The organism is Microbulbifer sp. ALW1 (assembly GCF_009903625.1).
GTDB lineage: Bacteria > Pseudomonadota > Gammaproteobacteria > Pseudomonadales > Cellvibrionaceae > Microbulbifer.
The window spans coordinates 2,021,613-2,034,025 of record NZ_CP047569.1 but is presented as its reverse complement, the minus strand read 5'-3'; the positions used below and the strand labels follow the sequence as shown (position 1 = coordinate 2,034,025).

The following is a 12,413-nucleotide window of genomic DNA, read 5'->3' as shown; positions in this document are numbered from 1 at the left end:
TAATTAAAGTATCAGGATATTTTAATGAACTCACGACTACTGGTAATAATCTTTGGTGGTGCCGATCACCATTACCTTTCCAAGTTCGATTGCCCAAATTTAAAGCAAGCACATTGGGGGAAAGTCAGTGTTGATAATCTGTGGCAAGACAGAGATGTAGCGACTCAAATTACTGCCCAGTTAATCACCGGAAAAACCTGGGAAGAAAACGGTGTAAACGAACGAAAAAAAGTAAAATATATATATCACGGCCCGATTTCAAACTGGGCTGAAAACACATTATTCAAGAACATTAAAAGAGGTAGAGCGAGACGTAACGCCCTGTACACTCTACTGGGAGAAAGAGTAACAACAATTGCCCGAGAATTTCTCAAGGATGACCTAACCTGCCCTACACTATTTGATCTTGTGGAAAACAGCCAGGCAGTCTATGTACCTTCATACAACCCAGAGCCAACCTGGGCGCTCGACCGAAATATTCTCGATCCAAGGAAATACCCTGAAATGGGTGTTGAAGCAGCGCTTGATCTACGTGAAAAACATTTTTACTGGCGAAAGAAAAGGCTAATGGAGGCACTGGATGGTCCACCCAAAAACCTTCTTATGGCGCAGTTTCAATACCTCGACTCAACGCAACACCTCTATTTGTCTTATCACGAAGAAGACCAAATAGATGAAGTAGAAAAGGCTTATCATCGAATTGATAAATTCGCAGGTGAAATCATAGAAAAAGCCCGTGGCGTATACGACCGTATTTTATTCATCTCAGATAACGGCGCTGCACGTAAAATAGACTACAAGCCGACTCACCACAACAGGCCTTTCTACTCATTAAACAAAAATGAGGAAATCAGCGATACGAATATGAGAGATTTTTTCAATCATATTTTGAACTGGACCGGAAGTTATGCAGGAAGCAACTGAGATGTACAATAGAGAGTCCGATCGAAGCTGTATTATTGTGAAAGATTTTCACGGGAAACAGCTACTCGGATACTGGTACTACACTTTACGATTTGCTCGTACACAGAGACGTGTGATACCCGCATTCCTGTCGGGAATAAAAACGAGAATAGCTGCATTCTCTTCCTTACCAGATCCGATATTCATTCTCGGAAGCCCTCGATCAGGAACCACATACCTCGGAGAATTACTCGAGGAACTTCCCGAAGTTTCTTATTACTTTGAACCTCCATTACTAAAGTACCTGGCCAGAAATCTATATACCAACTCGCCACTAACATCTTCAACGAAAATATTGTACAAACTTGTTTTTCGTACACTACTTTTTTTCGCACCAGGCACTGGCCGCCAAATCGTTGAAAAGAACCCGAATCACACTTTCGTATACAATGAGCTTTTAAAAATATATCCAAACTCAAAATTCATTATTATCACTAGAGACGGTACAGATGTCGCATCTTCTCTACTTAACAAACCATGGCATTTAAAATCTTCTGAAAATTCAGGAAAGCGGGAACCAGGAGGATATCTTTACGGCCCCTACCCGCATTTCTATATTGAAAAAGAACGACAAGAAGAATATTACGATACTCACGACAGCCATAGATGTCTGTGGGTCTGGAAGCGCCACAATGATGCAATTCAAAGTTTAAAAAATACAGTACCGAGAGACAAGTTTTTTGAACTTAGCTACGAAAATCTCGTAAGCACGCCCGGGAATATCATTCCAAAGATGATCGAGTTCCTTGGGATTCACAATAAAGAGTCAGTTGGCTCCGTCCAGGAATCAAGCAAACGTGGAAAAATAGAATCCATAGGCAATGGCAAAACCCTGCTAGAAAATCTGGACCTTAGTAAAATGCAAAAAGAAGTCGAAGCATTAAATAACTAGCTACCGCTTTTGATTTTCACTTGAAAAATGGATGTAATATCAAGCGATAACGTTCGGTCAATCATCTGTAGAGATAAAGGTAACAACAGCAAGCTGGCTAAAAGTGAACTCCACCAACAAATCCGGATTTGGACTGTGAACCACCGGAACAATATGAACCAAGGAGAGATTCAAGGTGGATATAATCGCGAATCAACATATAGAACGGGAAACTAGAGTAGCTTTTCTTCCATATTTTGAAGAAAACCCCTACCAGGAAATGCTGTCAAGCGCACTTTCAAAGCAAGGAATTGGCGTTATAAAGCAGTACAAGCTCCGCGTATTCCTGACATTAATTAATCGAATAAAAGTTATTCATTTACATTGGCTTCCAGTCCTCCAGAATAAAAGATTCGCAAAACTCAGAATGTGGATATTTTGCGCCAGGCTCTTGGTGCTCAGACTATTTGGCGTCCAGGTGGTATGGACCCTGCATAACCTTTATTCACATGACTCCGAAAATCACGGTTTCGAAAAAGAATTTGTGCTCAATATAGCCAGAATCTGTAATCGCGTGATCGTTCATACATACGGAGCGAAAAACGCGTTTGAAGCCGAATTTGGTTCAGACCATTTGAATAAAATGAAATGTATACCGCACGGAAGCTACATCAATGTCTACCCTCGCACGGTCACCAAGAAAGATGCCAGAGAACGGCTAGGATACAGCAACGAAAAGATTCTCCTTTTTTTTGGAAATATAAAGCCGTATAAAGGTATTGACATACTTATCAAAGAATTCAAGAAAATAAATTTTGAAAATGCACGTCTTCTTATCGTTGGAAAGCCAGACAGCAAACAATTAAAAAAAGAAATAGAGGACTCAGCCAAAGAGGATACGCGGATCCAAACGGTATTTTCATATGTTCCAGAAGAGGACGTTCAAGTTTACTTTCATGCCTCCGACGCAGTTGTCTTTCCATACCGAGACATTTTGACATCAGGCGCTGTCATTCTCGCCATGTCATTTGGTAAACCCTGCATCATTGTGGATAAAGGTTGTATGCGAGAAACAATGCATCCAGAAGGTGGAACAACATTTAGCAGCGAACAGGATGATGGACTATACCGGGCACTTCATAGCACATTACTGAAAAGCACAAGCATGCTGGAAAAAATGGGGGAATATAATTATACAGAAGCAGAAGGATTAAATTGGGAAAAGATTGCAAAGCAAACTGCTAACGCCTATGACCTTTGTCAGTAATTTGTGATCAAATATTCTCTGGTAACATTTAAAATAACTTTTCACTAAAATTTGTTGGTAACATTTTATTATGTCGATTCCTTCCTGGGCCATTGAAGGCGAAAATGCAGATGGTCACAGAGTCGCCAAAAGTGCCGTGATTACGATGGCCTCGGGGGCAGCCAGACTTGTAGCAAGTATAGTATCAGCGGTAGTTCTTGGGAGACTACTTACACCTGATGACTTTGGCCTGGTAGCTATGGTGGCCCCACTTATCGCATTCGTTACAATATTCTCTGACTCCGGAATAAGCAACTATACCCTACAAAGAAAAACCATCGAAGAAGAAGAACTGAACCACGCGTTTTGGCTAGGAGCAATTTCAGCAACATTCATTTTTGGACTTCTGATTCTGTTGTCACCTGCAGTAGCCTTTTTTTATGATGAGGAAAGAATTAGCACAATCGTCCAAGTTTTAGCCGCGACGGTTCTTTTGACAATATTTAATAATCAGCATAACGCACTGGTAAAGCGGTGTTTTCGTCAAGATTATTACGCTATCGCGGAGATCGCTGGCGCAGGGTTTAGTCTCCTTGTGGGAATTCTTCTTGCTTTGCGTGGAGCAGAATATTGGGCTTTGGTATCAATACCGCTTACACGTCATCTTGCCCACGCCACAGTGATCTGGAAGTTAACCGGCTGGGTACCCAAAAGGCCAAAACTAAAAGTCAAACTGAGTAAAACAATTTTGACATTCGGTTTCTTCGTTATTTTTTCACAGACGATAAATGTTATTTCCAAAAATATTGATAAAGTACTACTGGGTTGGGCTTATGGCACTCAGGAAGTCGGCTTCTACAATATGGCATATAGCATTATGATGTTGCCATTCTTACAGGTCATGACCCCTGTAGCAGGTGCCGTAATTCCATATTACAGCCAATTAAATCACTCTGGTCGAGCGCTTACCGAGCCACTGTGTAATGTTACTGTAGGTCTCGGTATCATTGTTATCCCCATAATGCTGTGGGCGTCTTACTGGGCACAACCGCTGATTACCATAGTTTTGGGGGACCAGTGGCTCCCATCAGCGAATATTTTTTCGATTTTGGCGCTAGCAAGTATAACTACCGCACTAGGCTTGTGTATCAGTTGGTGTTTACTTGCAACAGGACAACCCGAAAAGCTGGCAAAACTTGCCAGTCTTTCACTGGCAGCAAATATTATCGCCTGCTTCATTGGGTTGCGCTGGGGTGGAATTGGAATCGCTATAGCTCAATTTGCAGTGAGCACTTTCATGTTTTTCATAATCGTGTTTTACGTTTCAAAGTTTGTGAACTTTGCAAAAATCGATTTCTTCAAAACAACTGCAAAAATTCTTCTCTGCTCCTCCTTATCACTGGCACTTACGGCCGGAGTTCATGAGGCAAGCCGTGATACCGATATCTACACACTAGTTGCCAGCTTAATCCAAATGATAGTTATCTTTTTGATCCTCTTTAGACTTTTATTTGGAAAAGGAAAATCTCTTGAAATAGTATCCTTTATCAAAAATACTCGGAGGGGGAATTCACTATGAATAACTTGTCTTCTGCGCCACTGGTTACAGTCGCTATGAGTGCTTTTAATGATGAAGAATATATAACACAGGCAATTGACAGCATCCTAAGCCAGACATACACAAATATTGAATTTTTGATTGGCAATGATGGAAGCACAGATCGCACCGCTGAAATAATTCAGTCCATCAGCAAGCGAGATAGAAGGGTATCTTTTTACAATCACAGTAACAGAGGCAAAGCAGCAACTCTCAACCATTTACTTTCAGTCGCAAAAGGCAAGTATTTTGTCATCCAAGATTCTGATGACTCAAGTGCACCAGATCGCCTTGAAATACTTGTAAAGGAACTCGAAATGCGGCCTCACTTGGCTATGTTACTGTCGGGTCACGCACTGATATTAGATGACAATATTGTCGCACCTAAAGTAAAATCACTAGATGATCGGCAATGTGAAGAATATATAAAGTGCCTTCAGCTTCCCGCGCATGACCCCACCATGATAGTCAAGACGGAAATAGCCAAGAAATTTTTATTTAACCCTGCGCTTAAAATTGGACAGGGAGTGGATTTCATATTTCGAATTGCTGAAAAGCACTCCATAAGTGTTATAGACAAGTGTCTATACCATTATCGAGTTCGCACCGATTCAGTGACAAAAAAAGATCCTGTGGAGAAATCGAAAAATCTGCTTCGAGTGATGAACTTGGCAAAAGAAAGAAGAGGAGAAAAGCCCTGGTCAGAACCAGAGTTTCTTCGAATCAATAGTAGGTGGGCGAAAGATAAATATAATAATCTTTCTGGTCACTTCACGGAAAGTGCATATCAGTCCGTAATGAAAAAGAAACGTTTCGAAGCATGGATAACAGCCGCACATTCCTTGGCCTTCGCACTGCATGGGTTTGCTTATCTCAAGCCCGCAATTTATGCACTATCGCCAAGATTTTTATGCGACTGGGGAAAGAAAAAGTTTGGCATGAGTTAGAGCCAACGCTAATTTGGGAAAGTATTATCTTTGGTTAATGAAGCCCTAAAGCCTCCATCAGCGTCAATGGCATCATATCCTGCGGAATTTAAATGGAAGAAATCCAGACTATATGCGTCATTCACCCTGAGATCAGAATCCCTCAGAATTGAATATGTATCGACGACTGTGATTCGTTCCTCGTACTCCTTTCGGATAAAATCATTTATCTCCAGTATTGCCAGATCTACATCTTCATTCCAGAGGAACTGACGTGCGAAATTCATATCTCCTCTTGGGAAGACCGTCGTCAACACCACTTTGGCATTAGTTTTCCTAACCAAATTCACCAATTTAGAAATATTTACTTTGCAAAGATTGATGATTTCGTTAGTTCGCGACCGATCGAAGCCAATAACTTTCAAATCATTTATACCGACCTGAATAATAATTATATCAATGTCCAAATCTGCAAGTTGGTATCCTATTCGATAGAGAACCTGTGCTGTCGTTTGTCCATCTATGCCAAGATTGATTACATCAACACCATGACGTTTTGAGAAATAGCCAGCCCAGTCGCTCGCACGCGAATCCCCCAGGAATGCTATCTTAGTTATATTGTTATCGGTATCGCCTGAGCTGCCATATTCTTTAAAACGCATTGGTCCGAGTGGTGCAAGCCGCTCTTCACTTATTTGCTTGTACAACAATAGCTTGTGAACAGCCAGCGCAAGTACAGCAAAAATCAGTGTAACTGATACCTGAATGAAACCTCGTTTAATAAGAAGCTGCACTGCTTTTAAATACCCGATTCGTTACCACTTCATAAATGACATTTCTTTTTGAAAGACTTGGCTTTTCGACAAAATACCAACTAAGAACCGAAAGCAGCAAAGTGATTGAAAATGCTCCTAAAACCATCGCCAAAACAGACATATCTTGCCATGTTGAGATCAAGGCCTGCTGAATCGGAAACGCATAAATATAGATACCGTAAGAAAAATCGCCAATCTGGTTAAAACGACGCACCCTTCCTTTTGGAACATAAGCCAAGAAGATAACAATATAGGGAAGAAATATCAGATAGGCTGATAAAAACAGTTCATGCGAATTGAAACTTAAAGCAACAGCCGTTAATGAAATGACAAATAGCTTTCCAGACAAAACAATTTTATCTCTCCACAGGAAAAACAGCGCGCCCAGAAAGAACATGTAGACTAGGCGCCCCCCCTTCCAATAAGGGATAATCGAATCCTGAAGTATAATTCCGGCAATCAAATACGCCAGACTCAAAAGGACAACCACTGACACGCAAGAACGAAAAGTCTTTTCACGTTCATTTATATTTAGAAATGAGCAAACAGAAAATAGTAGCGCGACTAAAAAATACATTTTCAATTCATAGGGAAGCGTCCAAAGCGATCCGTTTACGACGCCCGGATATGGCGCGGAGGCAAACAGATCGGAAAGCTGATACTGCACTCCCAGAAGCAGAGAACCATTTTTAATCAGATACTTCAGCCAGCTTATTTCCAGTATGTACTCAATGAGGGTGTAACCAGTAAATAACGGACCTAAAACCAATACCGTCAAAATATTCGCGACAAATAGTGCAGGTAATATCCGTATTATCCTGGAAATGGCATAACGAGTGTAATTTGGATTTTGAACCAAGCTTCCCGTAATCAACATCCCGCTGATGATAAAGAAAATATCTACTGCAACTGAACCTATAGACTTGTTGATAGAAGAAGAAAATGGCTCTAGGGATGCGTCACCAGTAACTATGGTAAAACTATGTGCAACCAAAACCATGGTCGCAGCGACAAATCGGATGAGATTGAGATTATTATCTCTTCCGGACAAGGCATTTGCCAAAAGTATACTTCGCTCCTTCACGCCCCACTCCGACAATCAGTTGAGTCAGCAATCGCTTCTCGATACCCCCCAGACCATCCCCAAGGCGCTGACACCACCACACGGAACTTCTCCACGAGGTTCCTGGAACTTCCTTTTGACGGAGTCAGACGTAGCATCCAACCTGCAACATAGCGGGACAGCGCGTATAGCCAAAGTAATGTTCCATAAAAAAAACTATAACTTATCCCATAATGCTTCCGGCAATAGTGCATTTTACCCTTGTACATCAACAGAGTCCTCTCACTACTAGAAGAGCTCTTCCCTACAAAATGTGTCACACTTGCTCTATCCGACATCAACAACATTGAATCAGTTATTTTTCTAATTCGAAAGCAGAGATCGACTTCTTCGCTATACAGAAAATACCCTGTATCAAATCCATCTAGCTGACTCCAAATCTCCCTTGAAATCATCATAAATGCGCCGGACAGTACCGGGGTCAACTTGTCTGTTTTATTCAGTGATACACGGCCAGAGAAGAAGCGAGACAATCCCAGGAGGTTGACAAACTCACTTTTCAAGGTGGGTTCAACTTGCAGAGAAGAGTATTCCCTTTTACCATCGGGAAAATATGTACTTCCGCCCCAGGCACCGCACTCGGGATACTCCTGAGAAATCGAGAGTAAGTTGCTAATTGCTCCGTCAAAAACCTTCGTATCCGGATTCAATAATAGAAAGTAATCCCCTTTTGCATACTTGGCAAGTAAGTTATTACCAGCGGCAAATCCCAGGTTGGTATTGTTTTCAATGATCTTCACTGACGGATAGCTTTTCGATACGAAATCAACAGTGCCATCATTTGAGTTGTCTACCAGTAACATCTCAGCGTCAAGTTCATACTTTTGAATATCATTCGTTACGCTGGCTATACATTGCCCTATATCAGCAAGAGAGTTATAGCAAACGATCAAGATACTTACCTTTGTAGATCGGACATCTTCAACCTTCTGTTTCATTGACTAACCTACCCCACTTGATCGTTTTTATGCCTGTTTTAATTACCTTTGCAGGATTTCCCGCGACGATGACATTACTCTCTACATTCTTGGTTACCACCGCGCCAGAAGCAACAACAACAGAATCTCCAATGGTCACGCCGGGCATAATTATGCTGCGAGCTCCGATAAAGCAATTTCTTCCTATAACAACATCCCAATAGATATTTCTGGACATATCATGACATAGGATTGTCGAGTGAAAGGCAACATAAGAACCATCACCGATATGCACACCTCTCGGATGTCGCTTATCCAAGTTCGCCTTTAATGATATACGTACATCTTTACCGATATTCATTCCATAGAAATTAATAAGGATCCACCGGCGAACCGAGAGTAAGTGATGTCGAATGAAGATAATCAATCGCTGAAAACTTTTATTGTAGATCATAGTTGCGCCTCCACATCAGCCCTGGAACCTGTTCTTTTTTATTATTCGAAGGTGATACATCCATAGTTTTTTGTAGCAATACCACCACCGCAGCAGCTGTTCCGATTACAAAGAAAAATAGTGGCTGGGCTTTTCCAAAAAGATGTACCGTCAGGCCAAGAAATAAAAACGCCAAACACATACTAATAACAGAGAACGCGAAATAGTCACTCTCTCCAGGATGAGCGGATACTCGAATTTTTCTAACGCAGTAAATTACCGAATATGAAACCAACAATGGGAATGGTATCCCGAAGAAAAATGCGGTTGCCCACCAAAAATTGTCGATACTTTGCCCCATCCAGAAGGGTGCGGACCAGGGAGCGCCAATACCTGAACCAAAGAAAGGCGCTCGTAGAATGTCATCCTTGAGATGCTCAATAATGAGCAACCTGTGCGTTCCAGTATGGGGATTGAATGTCAAGTTCTGAATAACTAACTTGACCAGCCCCCGATTGGAGACCATTTGAACAACTATAGCCGCTGCGACCACTAACCAAATAACCCGCCTCATTCCGTCGCCTATCTTTTGCTTTAATTTGAAAAAAACAATTACCGCAAGATATATCGCAAGGGCTAAAAATGCCGCGGAGGAAATTGAAGTCACTACTGCCAAAACGAGAGAAAATACTATCAACAAATATCCTATTTTTTTATCTTTAAGGTATCGATAAAAGGCTATTGGCAATACCGTAACGCATATAATTCCGTTTAGAATGGGATGAGAAAAGGCGCTGGCGGATCTCGTCATCCCCATCCGAATATATTTTTCGGTATATAGAGACGCAGGTAAATGCCTATGGCCAGTCATCGAAGACGCAATTTCATGAATCCACTTATCTCCCGTTATAAATTCAATAAAACTAAAAGGCAAGATAACCAAAACCAAAATGATATAAACTTTGTAAACCGACAATATACTATCTATTGATACAAAGGTTCTCCGTGCGAGATAGTAAGCTCCAAACAATTCAATAAAGAGTATGCCCGACTTCTCAATGCCTTTTCCAACGCCATAATTAAGAAATATGGATGCGACTGCCCACAGAATAGCTGCATTTACACATTTATCGCCCAGGTGCAGGACAGTACTCGAGCCGGTTACAAAGCGGAAGCTACTCAAGGTAGAGACCATTAAAATGACCCGATACATCTCTAACCTTAAGCCGCCTAGATTCAGATAGAATTCACCAGGAATAAATAATGAAATAATAAATAATTTTGCCAAAAGACAGTGTTCATTATGAACAGAATCCATCCCCGACCTTTTATAAATGTTTTCTGTTATCACTTTGCTGGCTCGACGTCCGCATTCCTGTCAGGCGGATTCAATCACACTCTCGATGGCTTTGATCAACGTATCGGAAACCTCGAGTCGCGGATTAGAGGTCACCTCAGAGGATTTCATTGCTGCGTTGATTGCGCCAAATAAACTGGCGGAATCTCTGACGACATGTATCAGATCAAAGTGAGAAAATTTTTCAGCTGTCGCTATTTGATGATCGTTCCGATGTTCTCCGCGAGAAAACTCCCTGGGCATTATTATGAGTGGCTTGCGGGTTTCCAAGGCGGTAATTATTGTCCCCATTCCAGCATGTGACACCACCAGATTCGCTTCATTAAAGAAATCGGTATACTCTGAAATACTCAGGCTTTTCTCAAAATTAATATTTCTCGGAACGTATCGACTTTCACCTATCTGAGCAAATACAGAAGAACCTTGGTGGCCTGACGCCCATTCGTCCATAGCTGAAATAAGTCTATCGAACGGTAATTGTGTGCCTACGCTGACAAATATCATAGCCTTATCTATTCCATGTTCTCTATACGGCTTGATAGGCCATTTTTCTATCGGGATAAAAAGCTAGCCGTATAATTCTTTCTGTGTGCAGGCCGGATCATCGTAAAATTTCTGACTTAGAATGTTTAATTAAATTACAGATCCGAAATACTTGGCACCCAGTTCTGAATCCAGGTGCGGCCATTGGGTAACCATCAAATCCGAGTGCTTAATCGCCCTCGACCCTGACATTGATATCTCCCAAACATTGGCGATACTATCTATCCAAATGGTTTTCTTACCCATTTTTTTTGCAAAGAAAACCGCAAAAAATCCTGGCGCCGCGCCTGTTGTAATGACAACCTGTGGATTGACGCGAATTATGGTCAATAGAACGGTGATCGCTTGCGCTAAAATCTTGAAAACTGTATCTGTTCTCGACGCATCAGGCACGTAAAAGAAATGTCCATCAGGAACAGTCGACTGATATGACTTATCAGTACTTGCAAAATACAAATTACACGAAACAAGACTTGGCACAAGTCGGCTTAACTGAACCCAGTGACCACCACTTGATGAAATCAGTAGCACTTTTTTGGAAGTATTTTTGGCTTCGTTAAAGTTACGTTCATCCATAAACGAAAACTCCTGTCTGTGACACAAAAACTAGGCGCGTGAACTCATATCACGTTCCCATTTGAATTTCGCGCCCGAACTCAACGCTTTCCTATTGGTAGAATTAATTCGCAGCTTCACAATCAAATAGACAATAGCCGCAGGTATAAGCCATGGTTTTTTCGTAATTAATACCAACAGATCTTTTGCGGTGTTGTCACGACCAACATCAGCGTTAGGGTTGATCGCGGACAATTCCCGGTTGCCAAAGGCAGATCGCCGTTTTATCTTGATTAACTCTATTAGAGTGTGAGGCACGAAGATTTTGAAATGGCATCCATTTAACGTCTGTCTTTCATGATCACTAAATAATGACCTGATAAAGCCATCATCCGACACCAAGTCTGGGAAGCTCGTGAATCTAGCTCGCCCTTCTTCTGAAAGAATGTAGATTCCGGACCCAATCATTTTCCCACGGGAGAAATACGGTAGTTTGGTCCAAATTGCATAAAACGATTTGACCCAAATATTGGATGAGGTCAGATCAAACTCAGCTTTTGGTGATGCGGCGAGAATTTCAGAAGACTGAATAATTTCAATTGCCTTCTTCAGAGAACCGGAACTGATTTCAATATCCGCGTCCAGGTAGACACGCGGATAAGATGCTGCAACTGAGTCACCCTTATTTAACGCCTTAATCTTGGAAGCTTCGGTGATCTCTACTACGGTGACATTCGGATACTTTTTTGCTCTAAGGGCGGTGTCATCCGAGCAACCGTTACAGACAACAATCACTTCGAACGCATCAGTTTTTGAAGTGCCTTCTTGCAAAATTGAATGTAAGCAACGGTCAATGACGCCTGATTCATTATGGGCAGGAATAATTACACTCGCCATCATCCGCTTCCAACTTTACAAGACACTAGACCAACCCAATGTGCGTTTATGTAGTCACTCACGTTGATCCACGCTTACAAACGTACTGATAGAATGAGGTAAACCAGAAAAATCCCATGACAACTAATCTTTTACCTGCCTCACCAAGACGAATAAAATTGAGATGCTGT

At 41.5% G+C, this 12,413-nt stretch carries 13 protein-coding genes; 5 read left to right on the top strand and 8 right to left on the bottom strand.

Features of this window, described 5'->3' with window-relative positions:
• Positions 1-24 precede the first annotated feature (24 nt).
• From GRX76_RS08335 to GRX76_RS08315, 5 genes are all read left to right on the top strand, one after another.
• The gene (locus GRX76_RS08335) at positions 25-924 is read left to right on the top strand and encodes a hypothetical protein (protein WP_160152886.1); all 900 of its coding nucleotides are present in this window, start codon (positions 25-27) and stop codon (positions 922-924) included.
• Positions 908-1,855 carry a sulfotransferase gene (locus GRX76_RS08330; RefSeq protein ID WP_160152885.1) on the top strand — a complete coding sequence of 316 codons (948 nt, stop codon included), beginning with the start codon at positions 908-910 and terminating at the stop codon, positions 1,853-1,855. Before GRX76_RS08335 ends, GRX76_RS08330 begins: the two co-directional genes overlap by 17 nt.
• Before the next feature lie 175 nt (positions 1,856-2,030).
• Entirely contained in the window at positions 2,031-3,101 is a 1,071-nt protein-coding gene (locus GRX76_RS08325) for a glycosyltransferase (protein WP_160152884.1), read from the top strand.
• A 70-nt stretch (positions 3,102-3,171) separates the two neighbouring features.
• Entirely contained in the window at positions 3,172-4,659 is a 1,488-nt protein-coding gene (locus GRX76_RS08320) for a lipopolysaccharide biosynthesis protein (RefSeq protein WP_160152883.1), read from the top strand.
• Entirely contained in the window at positions 4,656-5,624 is a 969-nt protein-coding gene (locus tag GRX76_RS08315; protein ID WP_160152882.1) for a glycosyltransferase family A protein, read from the top strand. Before GRX76_RS08320 ends, GRX76_RS08315 begins: the two co-directional genes overlap by 4 nt.
• 8 nt (positions 5,625-5,632) lie before the next feature.
• Here GRX76_RS08315 and GRX76_RS08310 read toward each other — a convergent pair whose 3' ends face one another.
• From GRX76_RS08310 to GRX76_RS08275, 8 genes are all read right to left on the bottom strand, one after another.
• Positions 5,633-6,397: an SGNH/GDSL hydrolase family protein gene (locus GRX76_RS08310; RefSeq protein WP_160152881.1), complete on the bottom strand. Its 765-nt coding sequence runs from the start codon at positions 6,395-6,397 to the stop codon at positions 5,633-5,635.
• Entirely contained in the window at positions 6,381-7,502 is a 1,122-nt protein-coding gene (locus GRX76_RS08305) for an acyltransferase (RefSeq protein ID WP_160152880.1), read from the bottom strand. Before GRX76_RS08305 ends, GRX76_RS08310 begins: the two co-directional genes overlap by 17 nt.
• Positions 7,499-8,479, bottom strand: a complete 981-nt coding sequence (locus GRX76_RS08300) for a glycosyltransferase family 2 protein (protein ID WP_160152879.1) — start codon at positions 8,477-8,479, stop codon at positions 7,499-7,501. The genes GRX76_RS08305 and GRX76_RS08300 overlap by 4 nt, the downstream gene beginning before the upstream one ends.
• Complete coding sequence (locus GRX76_RS19435; RefSeq protein WP_160152878.1) at positions 8,463-8,912, bottom strand: DapH/DapD/GlmU-related protein; 450 nt, start codon at positions 8,910-8,912, stop codon at positions 8,463-8,465. Before GRX76_RS19435 ends, GRX76_RS08300 begins: the two co-directional genes overlap by 17 nt.
• Positions 8,899-10,209, bottom strand: coding sequence for an O-antigen ligase (locus tag GRX76_RS08290; RefSeq protein WP_160152877.1), 1,311 nt, complete (start codon positions 10,207-10,209; stop codon positions 8,899-8,901). The genes GRX76_RS19435 and GRX76_RS08290 overlap by 14 nt, the downstream gene beginning before the upstream one ends.
• Positions 10,210-10,269: 60 nt before the next feature.
• Complete coding sequence (locus GRX76_RS08285) at positions 10,270-10,752, bottom strand: glycosyltransferase (RefSeq protein WP_160152876.1); 483 nt, start codon at positions 10,750-10,752, stop codon at positions 10,270-10,272.
• Between the two features lie 129 nt (positions 10,753-10,881).
• Positions 10,882-11,367: a UDP-N-acetylglucosamine--LPS N-acetylglucosamine transferase gene (locus GRX76_RS08280; RefSeq protein ID WP_160152875.1), complete on the bottom strand. Its 486-nt coding sequence runs from the start codon at positions 11,365-11,367 to the stop codon at positions 10,882-10,884.
• A 30-nt stretch (positions 11,368-11,397) separates the two neighbouring features.
• Positions 11,398-12,246 carry a glycosyltransferase family 2 protein gene (locus GRX76_RS08275; RefSeq protein ID WP_236250604.1) on the bottom strand — a complete coding sequence of 283 codons (849 nt, stop codon included), beginning with the start codon at positions 12,244-12,246 and terminating at the stop codon, positions 11,398-11,400.
• Positions 12,247-12,413 lie beyond the last annotated feature (167 nt).